The organism is Herbaspirillum sp. RTI4 (assembly GCF_034313965.1).
GTDB lineage: Bacteria > Pseudomonadota > Gammaproteobacteria > Burkholderiales > Burkholderiaceae_D > Herbaspirillum.
Window position 1 is genome coordinate 3205022 of the sequence record NZ_JAVIWQ010000002.1, and the last position, 20222, is coordinate 3225243.

Consider the following 20222-nt stretch of genomic DNA (forward strand, 5'->3'; position numbering starts at 1 on the left):
ACCGGATTTTTATCTTAACTTGGGGCGATGACGGGTGGTGAGACAGGGTGAGGATCTTGCGCTTCAGAGGAAACAGTCGCCAGCCGGCTCCTCGATGAGATAAAAAAAGGGGCGGCCCACTATCGTGGAGCACCCCTTGATTAATTCGATTTACAGGCACCCGCACCTGACTGCGCAGATCACCGCCGCTAACTGAACACGACGGTCTTGTGTCCGTTGAGCAGAATACGATGTTCGATAAACCATTTGACCGCCCGCGCCAGCACGACGGATTCAATATCGCGTCCGATGGCAGTCAGTCGGTCTGGCCCCATCGAATGGTCGACGCGTTCGACGCCTTGCTCGATGATCGGACCCTCATCCAGATCGCCGGTGACGAAATGGGCCGTGGCACCGATAAGTTTGACGCCCCGCTCATGCGCCTGGTAGTAGGGCTTGGCACCCTTGAAGCTGGGCAGGAAAGAGTGATGGATATTGATGGCGCGGCCCTTGAGCGATTCGCACATGGCCGGCGACAAGACCTGCATGTAACGGGCCAGCACCACCAGATCAATCTGACTGGTATCGACGAGTTCCAGAATGCGCCGTTCCTGCTCCTGCTTGTCGGCGGCAGAAGCGCCGACTGCCAGCGGAAAATGATGAAACGGAATGTTGTAACTGGCAGCGAGCTGATAAAAATCGGGATGATTGGAAACAATCGCAGGAATTTCCACCGGCAGCAAGCCACTTTTGTAGCGAAACAGCAAATCGTTGAGGCAATGCCCGATCTTCGACACCATCAGCAATAAGCGCGGTTTTTTAGCGGCGTCGTGCAACTCCCACTGCATGTGCATGGTCGCGGCCAGGGCGTCGAAATCGGCATGCAGAGAAGCTAGTCCGGCCGCATCTTCTGCCGCGAAATGCACGCGCATGAAAAACGTCGCCGATTGGGCGTCGCCGAACTGGGCAGAATCGATGATGTTGCAGCCGTGGTCGGCCAAAAATCCAGAAACGCGGTGGACAATCCCGCGTTGATCGAGGCAAGACAGGGTAAGAATATGTTCGGGGTGCGTCATGGTCAGTCGGTAGCAGGTAAGCAGCGCACAAGCCGCAGAAACCCGCGAGGCCGGCAGAGAAGGCGCGAAAACGCGACCGTCTGCCCGACGCGTGCGGGCGAAAGCGCTATTGTCGCACGCTCACCGCTGACACGCCCCTGCCGCTGCTGCTTCTCAGCGCGTAATTTCTAGAATTGCGCCGAGCAGTAGCTTAATCAGAGGTTAAGCTCAGAGTTTCTCTCAGGCGACCTCGGCGCGGGGGCTTTCCTTGTGTACGTCGGCAGTCGCCACCTGCACATCGCCTGAAAGCTGCCCACCCTCTTCTATCACCAGCTTGCCATAGCGGATTTTCCCGGTGACCTTGCCGCTGGAATAAATGACCAGCTTCTCACGCACGGTCAGGTCGCCATCGAAATCGCCGTGAATTTCGGCCAGATCGATTTCAGCAGAACCTTTGAAAGACCCATGTTCAGCGATCTGGATGACGCGCGAATCCATCGTGGCTTCTACGCGCCCCTCGACGACCAGCGTGTCGCAATCATTGATTTCAACACCACGCAGTTTGATATTCGGTCCCACGATGAGCTTGCTGCCCGTTTCATTGGTACTTCCGTGCGGCGATACCGGCGGCGCTTTGGCCGGACTCGTCGCGGCAGCAGGTTTTTGCCCGGCAGCCGCAGCAGGGGCAACGGCCAGATTATTGGTGGCATTGAAAGGCGAATTGGGTGCGGGGGTTTGGCGTTTTCCAAAAAGTGTTTCTGGACGAAGCATGGAGTTCTCCTGAAGAGGATTGCCGCCTGATGGCGGACTAAAAATGGAAAGTAGCAGCGGCGCTGAATCTGGGCAACGCTGCTTTCGGCAAGAGAAATGAAATGGCGGACATCCAGCCGCAATGAAGCGATATGCGTGTAAATCGAAGAAAGGCGCGAGGATGTGCGGCGTTGCGATGAGGGGATGCACCAGCAAAAAAAAACCTGTGGCGCGCTACAGTTACGGACAGTTCGGCCCAGCTGTTCCCCTAAAGTTCATCTAGAAGTTGTAACAATTTCCCCTGCCAATAGTCGGACTACCCGGGCGTAGGAGGCCGAATACGGAGGTGTCAGAAATGGGAGTCAGTCAAAGGACTACGCAGGACGACGGAGGAATACGAAGGCAAGGCGGCGCGATGCCGCTGCCGGAATGGAGGAGATCAATCAGCCGCGTGGCGCAGCGATCTCAGCGTCGACGGAAAGGCGCAATGGCGGGTCGCTCGAATCACCGAGTTCCTGGCTCTCCAGCTGCGCCTGCAGCCACTCTGTCACCACCTTGCCGGCCTCGATCTGACGCAGCGTGCTGGAAGCGGCAAGTTCCGCCAACACTTCGGACTCAATGGTCACCAGAAATTCGCGGCTGCTGCGGCCGCTGGCAATACCGTTAATCAGAATGCGTTTTTGAAACTTCAACGTGCCTCTGCTTGCTACCTGCCAGTCAAAACCCCGAAACACACGCGTGATCGACCCATCCGCCCATTTTGAAAACTCAAACATGTCGCTCCTTTGCATAACAGGGCGAAATCCTAGCATGGACGCTAAGGAAATAGGTTTTTCATGGATGAAGTGACTTAATTAATTACAAAATTCATTCGATTTCACCAAATGCAGGTAAAAAAACACCTTCGATGCGCAATCCTGGGGTCATGCAGATGAAATGACCAACAATATCCGCAATAACCGAAGCGAAAGAACCCCACCTCAGCTTAAATGTGATGCAACCGGCTCCGCAATCGCACCGAATACACAGAATACACCGCGCTATCCTGATGACATCAGTTGCCACTGTACCTCTCCCCGGCAATGCACCAACACCACTTCAGCCTGACATCCTCATTGCAAATGTTACTGAAATACATTACATTTCAGTAATTACTGAAATTTCAAACAATCATGAACGACTCGCTTATTCTCACACCATTGATGCAACGCTTCATCTCCCACTTCGGGGAAATGGGCAGCCGCTGGGGCATCAACCGCACCGTCGGACAAATGTATGCCTTGCTGTACGTGCTGGGCCGCCCCCTCAACGCCGATGAAATCGCCGAATATTTAGGCTTTTCGCGTTCCAACGTCAGCATGGGCCTCAAGGAGTTGCAATCCTGGCGACTGGTCAAGTTGCTGCATCAACCGGGCGACCGCCGCGAATATTTCGAGCCACCGAAAGATATCTGGGACATTTTCAAGGCGCTGCTGGAAGAACGGCGGCGGCGAGAAATCGAACCGACGCTCTCCATGCTGCGCGATGCGCTGCTCGATACACCGGTCACGCCGCAAGATAAAGAAGCACAGCAGCGCCTGCGCGAAATGTACGACCTCATCGAGCTATCCAGCTCCTGGTTCGACGACGTGCAAAGACTCTCGCCCGATACGCTGACGTCGCTCATGAAGATGGGCTCCAAGATCAAGAAGCTGCTCGATGTACGCGATAAATTCCGTTTTAGCGGCAGCAAAAAATCTGCTGACGACGAAGCGACTGAAGCCGATACCGATACCGATACCGACGCCGACGCCGACACACCCGGGGTGGAATCAAAAGGCGGCGACGTACGATCCACTGCCATTGTGGTTCGCAACAAGGAGTAAATCATGCGACTGCGGTCTCGCCTGCAATCTCTTTTCTCTGCCTACAGGGGTTATACAAAATTACCGCTTTGGCTGGAAATTACGCTCATCCTGATCGTCAAGATCACCCTGCTGACCCTGCTGGCCCGCACCTTTTTTTCCGAACCGCAAGCCAAAAAAATGCGCATGCCGACCGATTTAGTCGAGCAGCATTTCCTCAACGAAGCACCGACTCCAGCCGTCTCCGTACCCCACCACCTTTCACCCGAGGTCAAGCATGATTCCCATTGATGAAGTCGTCAATTTGTCCCGACTGCAATTTGCCATCACCGCGCTTTATCACTTCCTATTCGTACCGCTGACGCTCGGGCTGTCGTGGATGCTGGTCATCATGGAGGCGGTCTACGTCATGACCGGCAGCCCGATTTACAAGGACATGACCCGCTTCTGGGGCAAGCTGTTCGGTATCAACTTCGCCATGGGCGTCGCCACCGGTCTGACGCTGGAATTCCAGTTCGGCACCAACTGGTCGTATTACTCGCACTACGTCGGCGATATCTTCGGCACGCCGCTGGCAATCGAAGGCATGGCCGCCTTCTTCCTCGAATCGACCTTTGTCGGCTTATTCTTTTTCGGCTGGGATCGCCTCTCCCGCGTGCAGCATTTCCTGGTGACGTTTCTGGTGGCGCTGGGCTCCAGCCTGTCGGCGCTATGGATATTGATCGCCAACGGCTGGATGAATAATCCGGTCGGTGCCGAATTCAATTACGAAACCATGCGCATGGAACTGGTCAGCATGACGGAGGTGATCTTCAATCCGGTCGCGCAGGTCAAGTTCGTGCATACCGTGGCAGCCGGTTACGTCACGGCCTCCATGTTCGTGCTGGGCATTTCCGCCTACTATCTGCTCAAAGCGCGCGACACCCCCTTCGCCTTGCGTTCGTTCGCGGTGGCAGCGGGCTTCGGTCTGGCCTCAACTCTGTCGGTGATTGTGCTGGGAGATGAATCGGGCTACACCGCCGGTGAAGTCAACAAGGTCAAACTGGCCGCCATCGAAGCCGAATGGGAAACCCGTCCGGCACCGGCCAGCCTGACGCTGTTCGGCCTGCCCAACGACAAGGAACAGCGCACCGATTACGCGGTTCATATTCCCTATGCGCTGGGCCTGATCGCCACCCGTTCCACCGATACCCAGGTGGTCGGCATCAAGGAACTGAAACAGCAACATGAAGTGCGCATCCGCAACGGCATGCTGGCCTATGCCGCACTGACGCGACTGAAGTCGGGCGACCGTTCGCCGGCGGCGCACGCGGCATTCGACCTGCACAAGAAAGACCTCGGTTTTGGTCTGCTGCTGAAAAAATATACCCCGACCGTCATCGACGCCACGCCGGAACAAATCACCATGGCCGTCAACGACACTATCCCGAAAGTGGCCCCGCTGTTCTGGTCCTTCCGCCTGATGGTCGGGCTGGGCATCCTGTTCCTGTTCATTTTTTCGCTGTCGTTTTATTTCCTGATTCGCAAGCAACTGGCGCAACGCCGCTGGCTACTGCGTCTGGCCGCGTTCAGCATTCCCTTGCCCTGGATCGCCGCCGAACTCGGCTGGATAGTGGCCGAATATGGCCGTCAGCCGTGGACTATCTCGGGCATTCTGCCGACGCATCTTTCGGCCTCGACTTTGCCGGCGTCCAATCTGTATTTCAGCCTGATCGGGCTGGTGGGCTTCTATACGCTGCTGCTGGTGATCGAAATGACGCTGATGATCAAATATGCGCGACTAGGCCCAAGCAGCCTGCATACCGGCAAATATCACTTTGAACAAAGCGAACCCAAGGCCCTGCCCAACGCTACCTCCCCTTCTACCGGACACTAAGGAAAAACCATGATCTTCGATTATGAAACGCTGAAAATCATCTGGTGGGGATTCGTCGGCTTCCTGTTGATCGGATTCGCCCTGACGGACGGCTTCGACTTCGGTGTCGGCATGCTCCTGCCCTTCCTCGGCAAAAACGATACGGAACGACGCATCATCATCAATACCGTCGGTCCCGTCTGGGAAGGCAATCAGACCTGGTTCGTCACGGCTGGCGCCGCCACCTTTGCCGCCTGGCCGCTGTTGTACGGCGCGGCGTTTTCCGGGTTTTATGTGGCGCTGATGCTGTTACTGTTTTCCCTGTTTTTCCGCCCGGTCGGATTCGACTATCGCAGCAAGATTGCCGATCCGCGCTGGCGTTCGGCCTGGGACTGGGCGCTGTTTGCCAGCGGTCTGGTACCGGCGCTGATCTTCGGCGTGGCGTTCGGTAATCTGCTGCTGGGCTTGCCCTTCCATTACGACGATACGATGCGGGTCGAAAATACCGGCGGTTTCTTTTCGCTGCTCAGTCCTTTCGGTTTGCTGGCCGGGCTGGTCAGTATTGCCATGCTGCTCATGCATGGGGCGAGTTTCCTGCAAACCAAGACCGATGCCATGGTCGCCGTCCGCGCCCGCAAGGCAGCGATGGCCGCAGCGTCAGTCACGATACTGCTGCTGGTCATAGGCGGCGTATGGGTAGGCTATGGCATTGAAGGTTTCCGCATCGTCAGCATGCCGGATGCCGCCACTTCCTTCATGCCGGTGGCAAAAACGGTCACCACGGCGACCGGTGCCTGGTTCGATAATTACCAGCGCTATCCGCTGAGCATGGCCTTGCCGATACTGGCGATAGGCGGCGCGCTGTTGTGCATGCTCGGCAGCAACCTGCGGCTGGCGCGGCTGGCGTTCATGGGCAGCAGTGTGTCGGTAGCGGGCATCATCCTGACGGCCGGTGCCGCCATGTTCCCCTTCATCATGCCCTCCTCGCTGCAACCGAACAGCAGCCTGACGGCCTGGGATGCGGTGTCCAGCCATAAGACCCTGGGCATCATGTTCTGGGTAGTGGTCATCATGATGCCTATCGTCATGTTGTATACCCGCTGGGTGTACGGCATCATGCGCGGCAAAGTCACGGCGCAGCACATTGCAGAGAATGAACATACCGCTTATTAGAACGGGAAATGACAGCTGGCAATTACGGCTGGAAATTAAGCTTGGAAATTAAGCCCGGCAAGCAGCCCGCAACATCTTAAAAGGAGCAAGACATGTGGTACTTCGCATGGATATTAGGTCTGGGTCTGGCACTGGCCTTCGGCATCATCAACGTCATGTGGCTGGAAGCCAATTACGCCTTCGGTCAGCGCGACGAGGATCAGACACGCGAGCGTTTCGAAGCCGCCTTGCATAAGGAAAAACGAGGCAGCGCAGGCCGGTCGTAAGGTCGTGAGAGCGGCATGGCCGTCCGCTTGTAAAACAGCGGGCGGATAAGTTCCTCCTCTTAAATCTTGAGCATCCAGTCAGCCGTGGATAGCCTGCGCCACCAGACGCACGCCGAGTGCCGCGCAGACCCGATCAATGGTGTCAAAGCGCGGAATCGCTACTTCTCAGCCCCAAACCCCTGTCCTTTCCAGTACTGATCGTTTTTAGCGCCGAATCAAAAAGTAGCAGCGCCCCTCTCAGATGTGAAAAGCCCCCCGAACAGTTCCACTGTGCGAGGGGCTTTTTCAGCGACAGGACTCAAATCATCCCGGCCTTTCCAACTTTTTATTTGCTACGGCTTTTGTATTCGCCGGTGCGGGTATCGATTTCAATCTTGTCGCCCTGTTCAACAAACAGTGGCACTTGCACATTGAAACCGGTCGCGGTCTTGGCTGGCTTCAATACTTTGCCTGAAGTGTCGCCCTTGACGGCTGGCTCGGTGTAGATCACTTCGCGCACGACGGTGGTTGGCAGTTCGACCGAAATCGCTTTTTCGTTGTAAAACACGACTTCGCAAGGCATACCGTCTTGCAGGTAGTTCAGTGCGTCGCCCATGTTTTCGGCTTCGACTTCATACTGGTTGTAATCGGCGTCCATCAAAACATACAGCGGATCAGCGAAGTAAGAGTAAGTCGCTTCCTTCTTTTCCAGCACGACGACGTCGAACTTGTCGTCCGAGCGAAAAACCGTCTCCAGCGCAGCGCCGTTCAGCAGGTTCTTCATTTTCATCTTGGTAATCGAGGCGTTGCGGCCCGATTTGGTGTATTCGGTTTTCAATACGACCATCGGTTCTCCGCTGACCATGATGACGTTTCCTACGCGGACTTCTTGTGCGGTTTTCATAATAAATAATCGGTAATAAAAAATGAACGGGATTTTGCCGGCAGATGAACAAAAAGCGTCTGAACGAACGACTTTCCGGCGATGGAAAAATAAAAGTCGCTCATTTTAACCGCATTTCGCGGCGAACTCGAGAAGATTACTGGCCAGATCGCCATTTCGCAGTAACTGCAAGGCCCATTGAGCAGCATGGACCTGAGATTGTGGCAAAACAGTCTGTAAATCGCGCCACAAGACTGCATTTCCGGGCATCGTCCCATTCCATGCGCGCCAGTAAGCGGCTACCGTATTGCCTGTGGCAGGCGGGAGCGCGGCAGTGTAGCGCGTCAGAAAAGCCTCCAGCTTGAGCAGATGCGCCGCCTCGTCCTGAGGATAAATATGCCAGACGAAGGGTTTCGCCGCCCATTGCGCCCGAACAAACGAATCCTCACCGCGCACGAAATTGAGATCGCAACACCACAACAGGCGATCGTAATCGGGCTGATCGACAAAGGGCAGCACTTGCACCCTGAGCGCGCCCTGGGTTGCCGTTGCGCTGGCAGCCTTACTCTCAATCCCCGCGCCCTGCAAAAAATCCGCCACAGCGGCGCTGGCCACGCCCTCCGGCACCAGACACAACACCGGTACATTGCCCTTGCGCCAGACATCGAACAAGTCGCTCACCGGTGCCGACGGATAACAAAACAGCGACACCATCAAGACTGCCTCCGCACGGACCACGCCAAGCCCCGCTAAAAACGCCTGCTGCGCCATCGCATCTGCCTGAAACGCATCGCGCTGTTGCGGCAAACCGCGCTCGACCGGCAAACCGCCCGTCCCCGCAGAAAATCCGGGAAAAAAGAAATATTTATTCAGCGGCAAAGCCGGATGCGGCGAGACCATCGCATGGCAGCCTTCCACCCAGCTTTCCGCACTCAGATATTCCAGATTGATCCAGCAAGGCGGCGGCTGACATTGCGCCATGGCGGCGACGTAAGTCTCCGGCAAACGGCAACCGAAGCCCTCCACCACAATCGCCCCCACCTCCTGCGGCGCCACCCGAGCGAATGCCGCCTCGGTCCAGTGACGCAGCATCACACCGTCCAGCACCTGCCCGCCGCCCGCGAGCAATAGCGGCAAATCGAGCGCCGCGCAAATCCGCGCAAAGCTGAGCAGATCATCCACCCACAGCAGCACCGGCCGTCCATGCTCCTGCGCAATCTGCCGCGCCAGACGCCAGCAGACGCCGATGTCGCCGTAGTTATCGACCACCCGACAAAACAGGTGCAGCGAACCAGCGGCAGCGGCAGAATCAGGAAGGGAAGAGCTAGAAGAGGCAGGCTTAGTCATATCGACTAGCGTTATACACGAGTTCCCCTCCGTTACAGGCCTCCCCGCGCGCCTCACTCCACCCGCACCTGAAACAAGACCTCGCCCGTCGCACCCGGTGGCAACGCGCCCGCAAAGCTAAATTCCACCGCGCCGCTGCTCCCTGCGCCCGTCTGCTCGACGGAGCAAGCCACCGCAGGCGCAGGAGCCGGATTGAACGGCGTACGTTTGCGGCAATCCGTCAGCGTGGCCGGCGTAGCACCGACGCTGGCTTGAATGAAGTGCGTGAAATTTGGCGTCGCATCGTTCAAATGCAGCCCGGTAACAGGACTGGGTCCATTGTTCAGATACGTAATGCGGTACTCCAGCAGATCGCCCGATTTGGCCGAATTGCTGATACCGAAACTGCCGCCCTGCGTGACATTGCGCACCTCTTTTTTCAGATCCACCGCGCTGCCGCCGACCTTGGTCAGATCGCTCACTTCATAGGTCGCCGTCAGTTTAGGCGCGGCATTAGTGAAACGGAACGCAGCCAGCACATCCGCATCATTGGTCGCGCCTTCGGTCGCATTGGCCGGAATGAATTGCCGCAGCAAAATGCACAGCGCCCCGCCTGTCCTGACCTGTGTCGCGACTCCCGAGGGATGCAGCTGAACGGCACCGGACTGCAATGTCCCCGAACAGCTGGCATCGGCAAAAACTTCCCCGCCCCAGCCGCCCGTCCCCGGCGATTGCACGCTGAATCTCACTTCGCCATCGGTCTGCGCAGTAAAAATATGCGGATAAATCACGGTCGTTCCCGGCAGCCCGGCCTTGGTGCCATCGCGGGAAAAGGTATTGACGCCGACCGAACCAAAATTAAGGCCGGGCAGATTGCGTCCCTTCCAGACAAAGGCGATACGCGCCGCCGTGTCGCTGCGCGTATAGGTATAACTGCCGCCATCAATGGACGTGATGCGTCCCGAAGGCAAGGCCATCGAGGCCATCGACGCACCGGTCGCCACATGCGGTGCAGGATTAACCTCCTGCACACAAAGAGGCGCGCCGTCGGGCGTCGCATACGGCACGGCCAAGGCATAGCTGCCGCTGCCATCCGTCGTCGCGAAAGACAACTCCTTAGCCCCACAATCGCTCAGACGCACGCCCACGCCGGGTCGGCCTGCCTCGCCACCATTGAAAAGGCCGTCGTTAGCGATACCGCCGCCCACGCCGTTGTCGTTAAACACCCGCCCCGTTACCAGAAAAGAAAACGTATTGGTGAACGTACACACCAGCCTGGCTGCGGCCACCATATTGTCTGCCGGGATACTCAGCACATTGCCATTCAAGACCCCCAGTGGACCGGACGGATTGCGACTGAGCGCGCTGTTGCTGTCGATACAGGAAGCACTGACCGGATTGCGCGGCCAAGCTGCGGGCGAGGTTTCGGCAATGCTCACGGCAACGCCTGCCGTACCGTTGAGCAGCGCGCCGCTACCCGTTCCCGCGCCGCTTACAGTGATCGTCTCCATGCCAGCCGACAGACCACTAAGCGCAAAACGAAACACATTGTCGCCCGATCCCGTCAGCACCGTTTTGACAATGCTGAGTTGCGGCCCGCTCGCCACAGGCTGCGCTTTGGGAGTAAAAAAATAGGCCGCAGGACTGGCAGAATAGCCGCCCACCGACAGACTCGTCGCCGTCAGTTCCACCAGCGTATTGCCCTCTCCCAGTACCCCCACCTTGGTGCGTTTATTGCCCGGCACACTGCTCACCGCGCGAATCCGGCACCGGCCCGCGTTATCCGTCAGACATCTGGCGGCAGCGCCCTCAGCTCCGTCGGCGGCACCATCGAAATCCACAGAAAAACTCACCCCGGGTGTCGCATCAAAAATCATCACGACTCCCGACATCGGCCGCGCATCCGGCGATTCGATATACGCCTCCAGCACATCCTTTGCTTTGCCATCGGCAAGCTGGTTATTGGTAATGACTTTCACGCCGCCATGCGCAGGGTCGATACCCGGACGCGGCGTCACCGGCACCGCCGCAAACGCATAGTTCAGCGGCGAACGCCCCCACGATGCGCCGTCGCTGGTCTGCATCGGAGAAACCGGCCGGAACTCGCCCACGCCGGAAATCTGCGCCTGAGTCTTCTTGTCGCCGCTCACGGTACTGCTTGCGCGGATACGGCATCGTCCGTCGAATCCGGTGGTGCAGCCGACATGCTGGGCGCTGTCCTTGTCTGGCTCAGGAGTGATCAGGCTGACAGGGCCGGTGCTGTTGCCGCCGGCATCGCCCGCTTTCGTGAAGTAGACCAGAATGCCGGGCAACACGGTGCCGTCGGAAGCGCGAACCAATGCTTCAAGCAGATGGCTATCGCTACCGTTGGCGATTTTGGTCTCGCGGGCAGTCACGACCCGCACGCCCGATTGCGCGGGGTCCGGCACTTTGGCCTGCGGCGGCGGCGGTGGCGTTGGATCGATAAAGGTATAACTGGCAGGGCTTCGCTTCCAGAGCGCGTTATCCTCCCTTGATCTGAAATCGGGACTGGAAAGCTCGCCCCAGGCAATTGCTACCCGGGTCTGTTTGACTCCCGCCACGGGACTGCTCCCGGTCACACTGCATCGTCCCGTCGCATCCGTTCTGCACGACGTCGGCGCACCCGGACCGGCACCAAAATCGACGGTCGGCGTGCCGGAAAAATGCACGTCGATATTCGGCATACGGGTACCGTCGCTCGCCAGAATCAGCGCCTGCAGCATGTCGCGTCCACCGTTGATTCTTTGATTGTCGGTTACCACGCGCACGCCGGAACTGGCCGGATCGGGCGTTTTGACGGACAGCCTGACGGCCAGCGAACCGCTGTCCAGCTCCCAGCAAGTCGTGCCGAACAAGGTGCTCAAATAGCGGCAACTAGGCACAAAGGTGTAGTCACCGGTCATGTCGGTGGTGACGTCCGCGCCGAAGATGCACTCGGGATTCGCGGCATCCAGAATAAGCGGAACCCCCGGCCTGATCCGCCATGCCAGATAAGTGCCGCCCGGCACGACCGCACTCTCGTCAAACACAATGCGGTCACGGCAAGCAGCCGAAGCATAGACATTCGGTGGATTGGCAAAACGCAGACCCGCAGGAAGCGGCGCGGAAAAAGCATCGTAGGCAGCATATCTGCCGATTTTGGAAAAAGTCATGCCGGTTCTGAACGTGGACGACCCGCCCGGCGCAATCAGCTCAGGGTAAAATTTCGCCGCCCACGCCGCTCCGCTCGTACCCATCAGCAACAACACCAGCAGCCGCACGCGCCATGAGGACCATGACCGCCCCGACCGCCCGGCATTTGCCAATGCAGCCAACTTCTCCCGCCGGAAAAAGAAAGAGAAAAAGAAGGGAAAAAAACCGGCGCAAGCCATGCGCCATTCGCCTGATATCTTATTCATGATCGCTCGCTTTGTGGTCGGAAGGTAAGGCGGTGCGCCCGACGGCAGTGCCGCTGATTTCAATTTCCACACGACGGTTCTGCTGCCGCCCTTGCGCCGTGGCATTGCTCGCTACCGGCTGACGCAGACCGCGACCTTCGGACTTGATATGCGCCGCATCGGCACCTTGCGCAATCAGGTAGTCGCGCACGGCACTGGCGCGCTGCTCCGAAAGACGCTGATTGAATCTGGCACTGCCTTGCCCGTCGGTATGCCCCACGATGGTCACTACATAGCTACCCGCGCTGCCCGCGCCGCCCATTCCTCTCATCCGATTGGCAAACTCTTCCAGCGCAGCACGTCCCTGCGGTTTGATCACCGACTTGCCGGAATCAAATAAGGCTTCCGCTTGAAACCCCAGTTTTTCTATCTGCGGCGGCAGCGGCGCGACGACCGGCTCTGTCACCACAGGCAGTGCAATCGGCGGCATCGGTGCCGGCGGAGGCGCAGTGAAAACCGGCGCGCGCGCCGTCGGGGCGTCGAAACCGAAAGTGGTTTCATCAAACTTGTAGCGCAAGCGAATGAACGCTCCCTTGCTGGTATATTCGTTGGCAGTCAGATCGCGGTCATTCAGGCCGACGAAGTTGTAACCGCCCGACAGCCACAGATTTTTGTGCAACTGATAACCCACTTCCACCCCCACGCTGCGTTGCACCGCGCCGCCCTTGCCGTACAGCACGCCCGCTTGTACGCCGACATCCCAGGACTTATTCAAATCCTTGGTATAGCGTCCCTGTAGCAGATGCGCCCAATAAGTGCTGTTGAGAAAATCGTCTTTGGCATAAGCGATTTTTCCGGCATACCGTGCCGTCAGATAATTGCCACGCGCCGGGTTGACGTTCAGATGGGTCGAAACGATATCGGTCGTGTAACTCCCCGGCAACACCGCACTGCCTGCGTAATTGCCGCTCCATGCGCCGGCCGTCGTGCCGCTGCCCTGCACCCGCTCTATCTTATGCTCGTAACGCCCCAGCGCATTCCACAGATCCTGATCCACAGGCCGATACGCCGCACCGAGCTGATTGCGCATCAGGAAGCGGCTATTGCCGCTGTTCGCGCCGCGGCCCTGGCTGTCGCTGAGGATGGTGCGTGCCAGCAGGCTCCAGTCGCTATCGAGTTTGTAGCCGACGCCGGCGCTTAGCAAGCGGGTATTGGCATCGTCGCCATTACGCGCTTCGGCAACGCCGCTGGCCTTGAGGCGGTCGGTCATGTATTCGAGGCCGGAAATCAACGCGGTCGATTCACCCAGCCCGCCAACAAAGCCTGTGCCTTGATTCACGCTATTGGAATATCCACCCAGATTGCGGGTATGTTCAAATCCTCCGGTCAGACGCAATCTCTCCGTGATCTTGAAGGTATTGCGCACACCGAAAGCCGCCTGCGCGCTCTTGCCATCCATGCTGTCGGCCAGACGGTATTCGTTGTACACGCGCCCGCCTTCCATGTAATTGCTTTCAATACCCAGCACGCCGATGTTATTGGATTGCGATCCGTTAAGCGTGGACGGCCCTTGCAGGCTGGACAGCAATTCGTAGCGCCCATACAGCCGCGTCTTATCAGTGATGGCATAGTTGCCGCCGATGGCCAGCTCGCGCCGGTCGCCATGATGGATATCCTGCTCGCCTTCAACAAACACTTGCGCCCGCGATAGGCCCGGCACCTGCGAGGTCACGCGCATGCGTGCTGCGGTGAAATTGTCGTCGTCGGCCGCATTCGCCGCCGCTGCGCCCAGCGACGTCACCGAAGCCGCACCAGGACTGCCGCCGTAGCTCGATACCTGTCCATAATCGAAGCCCGACGTCGCTACCGCATCGTTGCGACCGTGACGCAAACCGCCCTCTACCGCCAGCGTTTCACTGAGTTTTTTCTGCAAGGCGGCAGACACCCCTTTACGTTCCTGACTCAGCAAGTCCTTGCTGTAACCGGCATCGGTACGCAAGGTCAGCGTCGGGTCTATTTTGTATTCGGCACGCGCAGACGCTTCGGTGCGACCGGCGCTGAAGCTGGCAGCGGGATTATCAAAACCGGCCGTGGTTTTACTCATCAGCGTCACCACCGACAATTTGCCATCCTGATGCCGCAACTCAAGCCGCCCGGCGCTGCCATCGCCCTTCAGTTCCGAATCGGTTTTTACCAGTTCCGTCGCCATCGAGGTATGTTCGCCCAGCCGCGCAATCCCGGTCAGCGCCGTCAGTTTGCGGTGATTGGCAGGATTCTCATCGACACTGGCCACGACCCCGGCTTGCACCTTATCGCCGAGTTTGAACTGCACATCGGTACCGGCCACGGTGAATTCGGGACCGCCGTTTTCCAGTTCATAGGTCACGCGTATCGATTGCGGATTGAGGTTGGGATCGACCGAGGAAATAGGATGCGTGAAAAGAATGCGGCGCGTCATCGGCTCTATCGTGTAGTCGACAAAGCGCTGCATGGGAATGCGCTGCAAAATGGTCGCCGGCTGGTTGCGGTCACGCACCAGAATTTCGATCTGCTCGCTATTGGCAACCAGCTCGCCGCCGCCGGCGCGCAAATAATACGGGCCGGAAATACCGAGCGCCCGGAACTCTTCCACCTGTTGCGTCTGCGCGGTGCGCGAGGCATAACTGGTGGCGCGCATCCATTCATTTTCAAAGACCTGTTTGGCACCCGTGAGCGAACGGTTGCTCTGACTCAACTGCCGCACTTCGGCACTGCTGGCGGTGGTGAAATCGCCATACAGCAGATACGAACGATCTTTGTCGATACGCACATACAGTTTTTGCGTGCTTTGCGCATCGAAGCCCTTCTCCGACGAATCGCCGTAGATAGGGTAAAACTCATCGGGACGGATATCGCGGAACAAGCGGTCTTTCTGCACCTTGTCGGAATCGAAGGCGGCGGTCAGCAGATACTCGCCCTTGACCGTGCCCTTGAAAAAGAAGGCCGACCGGGCCGAAGCGCGGCGCTGGTCATTGCTATCGTTTTTCATGCCCCTGAGTTCATTTTCAAAGGCGGCACCAGCCGACATGGCACCCGCAGGCAAGCCGCCGCGTTGGGTGAAATCAAGCACACCTTCGACAATACCGACGCCGATCATCGGCCGCATTTCCGGCAACAGCGCCAGCCGCGCCTCGGCCACGATATTCCCGGCCGACACACGGAGGCGCGCATCGCCCGGCTCGCCCGGCGGCATCCATTGGAATTCACCGCTGCCCCCTTCCATGAATACCTGCACGCCGGGTTCAATCGCATTCAGGTCCTTGTCACTCCAGCGGCCGCGGTCGCTTTCCAGCGTGAGCTGAGTGCGCGCCGTAACCGGCACGCCTTTGGCATCGGTCAGACGGACCTTCACCACTACCGGCGTGCGCAGATCGGCACGGGCCGACACCGGCAGGTCGATATGCACTTCACCGAGTTTGTCAGGCGCAACGATCGTGATGGCGTTCTGCGCGCGCGCATTACCGAAGTCGTCCATCGCTTCCAGCAGAAGGCGATTGACGCCCGGCTTGAGCGCCACACCGATGTATTCCCACGCCACCACTTGCCGGGACGGCAGTGCGGATTTTTTACCGACACGGTTTTCTTCGACGACTTGCCCGTTCAGCAACAGACGCAATGTGGCGCCAGTGGCCCCTTTCACGCGGACGTTGATGACGGAGGAAGCGGCAACATCGCCCTCTTTCCAGCCGACAAAATCGAGCGTGTTATCGAGCTGCGGCATCAGGGTTTCGAGATCGACGGGGGTAGCGCTGGCAGTCGGCGTTGCAATCGGCGTTGCAGTCGGCGTTATGGCAGCAGGAACCGGACTCTTGCCAGCCAGCCGATCAGATAAGGCCGAGAACAAGCCCCCGGCTGGTGCCGGCAAAGACGCATTACCCAGGGTGCCATTGAGTCCAGAGCTGGTACTGCCGGCGAATGCGCCGCCATTGACCGAACCGGCTGGCAAACGGATTAAAGCTGCGGCAGGAGGTACCGGTGAACCGGTCGCGCCATTGGCGGTGGACTGGCCGCTCGCTGGCAGAGCGCGCACGTCGCCCATCTGCACCACGCTGCCATCGGCATTGAGCCGCGTGCGCACCTGCGCTTCTGCTTCGGTATCGCGTTGCAGCGCCAGCGCAGCGCGGCGCTGTTCGACTTCGGCCAGCATCGCTTCGTTATCGCAATTCGTCACGATGAAATTGGCTTTGTGGAATTCCCCTTTTTTGAGATCGAGGAAGCGGCTCTCGGGACTGTCTGAGTTGCGGTTGTCCAGCACTTCCAGCGTCGCGCCGGGTGGCAGCGTGGTCTGGTCGAGCCGCAGCACATGCGTCAGCGGTTTCAGGCCGTACAGACTCCACTTTCCTTCGCTATCGGTGACCACGCTGGTGCCGTTTTCCAGATACAGGCGCACGCCGGGAATGCCGATTTCCTTGCTATTGGAAAATTTGTCTTGCGTGCCGTCGCGCTTGCAGTCCAGATAGACCTTGCCGAAGGCATAGGCCTCATCGGCAAACACGCCGCCGCTGATGTGGGTTTTGAAACTGGCCAGATTCGATTGCAAAGGGCCGGAACTGGCCGAGGCGCGATTGACTGCATCGCCATCGGTCGGCGCGCCGACGCCGATGCGTACCCGATAGCGCACGACGGCAGCGGTATTGAGCGGGATGCTCAGACCAGGGTAGTTGAAGGTCAACAAGGGGCCTGCGCCGCCTTGCGGATCCGCCACCTGTTGCCCGTTCAGACGAGCGCTACCCTGCACGTAGCCGAAGCCGACCGGCAGCGTATCGCTGAACGTCGCGCCGGTGACAGGGAAGTCAGTTTTATTGGTGAGCGTGAGCGAGTAATCGAGGAAGTCGCCAAATTCCGCCTGCATCTTGCTGCCTTCTTTTTGCAGCACCAGACCGGTGAGATTGCCGTGGTCGAGCGGGATATGGTTATGCACCACGTCGCAGACGCTGGCGTCGCCGCTGTTGATGCCGGTACGTACGCTGAGGTAATAGGTGGTCGGATCGCTGCCGGCGGGCGGTGTCGGCCGGGGTGTAACGGCACCGCAACTGGCGTAGGTACCGGGCATGGGCGGAATGCCTTGCGACGGCGAGCGGTAGCCGCTGCCGTCGGGTGGCGTGACGCTTAGTGCATAGGTGCAGAGATCATTGACCGGCGGCGTTTTCAGCGAAAACTGATAAGCGCCGTCGGCTTCGGTGCGTGTGGAAACGCTGCCGTCAGGATTGAAGGTGTAGGCACCGGTGGCATCGTTGCTGTAAATCTGGTCGCTGGTGATCGGCCCGGTCGGGCCGGCGGCGCAGGAGGTGCGGGTAAACGTGACCAGCGCACCGGCTACCGGCTGGCGCGTCAGCATGTCGTAGACCGTTCCCATGGGATCGGTCAGCAGCACGTCCACCTTGGCGGAAGTGGCGACCTGCAACAGGTCGGGCGTGAGGTTGACCGTGTTGTGCTTGAAACCGGCGGCCCAGGCCTTGTTGGAAATGAGCGTGCGGCTGCCGATGGCGTCCGGTTTTTCTATCACGCGCACCGTTAGCTTCACCGTTTCCGACTGCCCCGGCGCCAGTTCACGGGTGCCGTCCACCATGCTGAGCGCGACCTCGCCCGGTACGCTGGCAGCAGCATGGGCGTTATTGATGCCGGCGCGATCGCAGGCGGCGCGTCCGGTGAAACTGGATGCGGCAATCAACACACCGTTTTGAACGACCGGCTTGCCGATCAGGCTCCAGCGGGCAAAACGGCCGGTCGGCAAGTCCATTTCAAACGTGCAGTTCAGGTTATCGATCAAGCGCAGATTCGATGCGGGCGCGCTGCCGATATTACTTACCTTAAAACTGTAATCGAGCTCAAATACCCCGGCGCCGATGCGACGTGGCAGGGACGCGGTTTTGACCAATGTCAGCGCCGAGAGCTGCGTGGAAAACGGTGTTGGTACGCTGTTGTTGCCGGGGTTGCCGTCGCCGTCCGGATCGGGATCGGCGCCGTCAGTAGACAGGTCGGTCGTGACAATCGCCCCGCCCGGTATTAGCGCAGCATCGGCGCGCGCCTGATTCAGGAGCGTGCCGCTGCGGCCCTTGAGATTGACGCGCAGGTCGAACTGAACGGTCAAGTCGGCACCGGCAGGCAGCACGGCGTGCGGTGCCAGCAAGGTTTGCGCCGAGGACTGTCCGGTAAAGCCGGGATTGACCGCGGCGACGATGCCGGGAATGCCGTTATTGCCCGCGATAGAAAGCGTACCCGGCACGATGGTGTACTGGTTGAGACCGGGTACGGTCTGGCTGACATAGCTGCCGAATTGCGTTGCGCCCATGCCTTCCAGCACATCGCTGATCTGCACGTCTTGCAGCGTGGTGCGGCCGTAATTTTTGACGCGCAGCGAAAAACGCGCGGTGGCGGTGTCGTCCAGATTGCCATGTGAATCGACATTGGCAATCGGCGTGGTGGCGGCCTTGGCCAGTCCGATGCGGGTGGGTGCGCTGGCGATCACTACCGTATTGGAAATCGCCTCGACCGGGCCGACCCCATCGTTGAAATAGGCTTGGGCGTTGTTGAGGATATTACCGTTCAGCCAGGTCGCGGTGCGCACCGAAAAGTTCATGGAAACGGAACTGTTGGGCGTGAGCTTGTCGCTCAGGCCGATAGCGACTTCGACGGCGTCGCCGCTGTCGACGGTGCGATAGCGATAAGGGCCATCCGTCGCCATGCGGAACAATTTGATGCCGCCCGGCGCGGAGGTCTGCAAGGAGTGCGCGTTGTAGCGCGTTCCCATCGGGATGAGGTCGCGCAGCAGCAGCAAGATGCGCGGTGCGCCATCGACCAGTACCGGAATGGCGGCGGGAGTGGCGGCTGGTGTCGGCAGTGCGTCCTGCGCGCCGATGTTGTTGCCGGTGATGGTGAAAGCGACATCGCTCATGCCCGGCACCACCTGCGACGGATAGCTGGCCGATTTGGTCAGTTGCAGCACGGCGTTGCTGCCTATGGTCACGCTGTCGTTGTTGCTGGCGGTGATGCCTTGCAAGGCAGTCGTTGCGCTCAGTGTCAGGCAGGCGGTGCCGGCAGCGATGCTTGGCGTGACACCTTGCGCCAACAGGCTGGCGACTTCGCCCGGTGCCAGCGTCAGGCTGCCGGGAACGTCGAGAGCAATCGCTGGTTCGTCGGCATCGGCGACACCGTTGTTGTTGATATCGCGCACCAGTTTCAGCCCGGACAGGTCGGCACTATCGGCCGCGCAAGCTGCCCCGCCATTGATCCAGTTGAGCGTGTAGCGGGATGGCGTATTGCCGCGATTGGTCAGCAGATGTGACAGCGTGACGGTGACCGATGGCGAGCGCGTGAGGCTCTGGCTTTGCGTGAGCGTGAGCGCCTCTACTGCCTGCACTGTGGTCAATACGGCATTCGATCTGACCGTCTCGGTTTGCGTGAGTCCGGCCGGGACATAGGTGACGGTGGCCACGTTGCGGATCGTGGCGCCGGCCGGTGTCGGCGTGGCATGCGCGAGACCTTGCCCCAGGCTGAGGATGACAAGGGACAAGGCGATCGCCGTCATCATCGCCCCGAAGGCGACGCGCCAGCGTATGACGGTGTGAGAGGCTTTGAATGAAATCAACATGATCAATTCCTTTGATCCAGACATCAGGGGCAGCAATAAAGGACAGCAATAAAGGGCAGCAATAAGAGGGCTGCAATAAGAGGA

At 58.9% G+C, this 20222-nt stretch carries 12 protein-coding genes; 5 read left to right on the forward strand and 7 right to left on the reverse strand.

All coding sequences use genetic code 11. The features are described from left to right. Positions 1-188: 188 nt before the first annotated feature. From purU to RGU70_RS14350, 3 genes are all read right to left on the reverse strand, one after another. On the reverse strand, positions 189-1055 hold the full coding sequence (gene purU, locus RGU70_RS14340; RefSeq protein WP_322210077.1) for a formyltetrahydrofolate deformylase: 867 nt from the start codon (positions 1053-1055) through the stop codon (positions 189-191). Between the two features lie 219 nt (positions 1056-1274). After that, the gene (locus RGU70_RS14345) at positions 1275-1805 is read right to left on the reverse strand and encodes a polymer-forming cytoskeletal protein (protein ID WP_322210078.1); all 531 of its coding nucleotides are present in this window, start codon (positions 1803-1805) and stop codon (positions 1275-1277) included. A gap of 422 nt (positions 1806-2227) precedes the next feature. Next, the gene (locus RGU70_RS14350) at positions 2228-2560 is read right to left on the reverse strand and encodes a hypothetical protein (RefSeq protein WP_322210079.1); all 333 of its coding nucleotides are present in this window, start codon (positions 2558-2560) and stop codon (positions 2228-2230) included. A 426-nt stretch (positions 2561-2986) separates the two neighbouring features. On the opposite strand from RGU70_RS14350, the gene RGU70_RS14355 reads away from it, so the two are divergent. The 5 genes from RGU70_RS14355 to cydX all read left to right on the forward strand — a co-directional run bounded on the left by RGU70_RS14355 (position 2987) and on the right by cydX (position 6922). Beyond that, on the forward strand, positions 2987-3649 hold the full coding sequence (locus RGU70_RS14355) for a GbsR/MarR family transcriptional regulator (RefSeq protein WP_322210810.1): 663 nt from the start codon (positions 2987-2989) through the stop codon (positions 3647-3649). Between the two features lie 3 nt (positions 3650-3652). Continuing rightward, positions 3653-3919 carry a cytochrome oxidase putative small subunit CydP gene (gene cydP, locus RGU70_RS14360; RefSeq protein ID WP_322210080.1) on the forward strand — a complete coding sequence of 89 codons (267 nt, stop codon included), beginning with the start codon at positions 3653-3655 and terminating at the stop codon, positions 3917-3919. Then, positions 3906-5504, forward strand: coding sequence for a cytochrome ubiquinol oxidase subunit I (locus tag RGU70_RS14365; RefSeq protein ID WP_322210081.1), 1599 nt, complete (start codon positions 3906-3908; stop codon positions 5502-5504). Before cydP ends, RGU70_RS14365 begins: the two co-directional genes overlap by 14 nt. Positions 5505-5513: 9 nt before the next feature. Next, complete coding sequence (gene cydB, locus RGU70_RS14370) at positions 5514-6656, forward strand: cytochrome d ubiquinol oxidase subunit II (RefSeq protein ID WP_322210082.1); 1143 nt, start codon at positions 5514-5516, stop codon at positions 6654-6656. A gap of 92 nt (positions 6657-6748) precedes the next feature. Further along, a complete protein-coding gene (gene cydX / locus RGU70_RS14375; protein WP_322210083.1) occupies positions 6749-6922 on the forward strand; it encodes a cytochrome bd-I oxidase subunit CydX in 174 nt (57 codons plus the stop codon). 325 nt (positions 6923-7247) lie between these two features. Here the strand turns inward: cydX and efp are convergent, their stop codons facing one another. The 4 genes from efp to RGU70_RS14395 form a co-directional block, all read right to left on the reverse strand. After that, the gene (gene efp / locus RGU70_RS14380) at positions 7248-7805 is read right to left on the reverse strand and encodes an elongation factor P (RefSeq protein ID WP_322210084.1); all 558 of its coding nucleotides are present in this window, start codon (positions 7803-7805) and stop codon (positions 7248-7250) included. Between the two features lie 105 nt (positions 7806-7910). Next, positions 7911-9131 carry an elongation factor P maturation arginine rhamnosyltransferase EarP gene (earP, locus tag RGU70_RS14385; RefSeq protein WP_322210085.1) on the reverse strand — a complete coding sequence of 407 codons (1221 nt, stop codon included), beginning with the start codon at positions 9129-9131 and terminating at the stop codon, positions 7911-7913. Between the two features lie 53 nt (positions 9132-9184). After that, positions 9185-12529 (reverse strand): hypothetical protein, encoded by a 3345-nt coding sequence (locus RGU70_RS14390; protein WP_322210086.1) that lies wholly within the window; start codon positions 12527-12529, stop codon positions 9185-9187. Next, positions 12522-20138, reverse strand: a complete 7617-nt coding sequence (locus RGU70_RS14395; RefSeq protein WP_322210087.1) for an OmpA family protein — start codon at positions 20136-20138, stop codon at positions 12522-12524. The genes RGU70_RS14390 and RGU70_RS14395 overlap by 8 nt, the downstream gene beginning before the upstream one ends. Positions 20139-20222 lie beyond the last annotated feature (84 nt).

What these genes read in the sequence shown, in the direction of transcription:
- purU (WP_322210077.1), bottom strand. Translation starts at nt 1,055, where the DNA reads ATGACGCACCCCGAACATATTCTTACCCTGTCTTGCCTCGATCAACGC.
- RGU70_RS14345 (WP_322210078.1), bottom strand. Translation starts at nt 1,805, where the DNA reads ATGCTTCGTCCAGAAACACTTTTTGGAAAACGCCAAACCCCCGCACCC.
- RGU70_RS14350 (WP_322210079.1), bottom strand. Translation starts at nt 2,560, where the DNA reads ATGTTTGAGTTTTCAAAATGGGCGGATGGGTCGATCACGCGTGTGTTT.
- RGU70_RS14355 (WP_322210810.1), top strand. Translation starts at nt 2,987, where the DNA reads ATGCAACGCTTCATCTCCCACTTCGGGGAAATGGGCAGCCGCTGGGGC.
- cydP (WP_322210080.1), top strand. Translation starts at nt 3,653, where the DNA reads ATGCGACTGCGGTCTCGCCTGCAATCTCTTTTCTCTGCCTACAGGGGT.
- RGU70_RS14365 (WP_322210081.1), top strand. Translation starts at nt 3,906, where the DNA reads ATGATTCCCATTGATGAAGTCGTCAATTTGTCCCGACTGCAATTTGCC.
- cydB (WP_322210082.1), top strand. Translation starts at nt 5,514, where the DNA reads ATGATCTTCGATTATGAAACGCTGAAAATCATCTGGTGGGGATTCGTC.
- cydX (WP_322210083.1), top strand. Translation starts at nt 6,749, where the DNA reads ATGTGGTACTTCGCATGGATATTAGGTCTGGGTCTGGCACTGGCCTTC.
- efp (WP_322210084.1), bottom strand. Translation starts at nt 7,805, where the DNA reads ATGAAAACCGCACAAGAAGTCCGCGTAGGAAACGTCATCATGGTCAGC.
- earP (WP_322210085.1), bottom strand. Translation starts at nt 9,131, where the DNA reads ATGACTAAGCCTGCCTCTTCTAGCTCTTCCCTTCCTGATTCTGCCGCT.
- RGU70_RS14390 (WP_322210086.1), bottom strand. Translation starts at nt 12,529, where the DNA reads ATGAATAAGATATCAGGCGAATGGCGCATGGCTTGCGCCGGTTTTTTT.
- RGU70_RS14395 (WP_322210087.1), bottom strand. Translation starts at nt 20,138, where the DNA reads ATGTTGATTTCATTCAAAGCCTCTCACACCGTCATACGCTGGCGCGTC.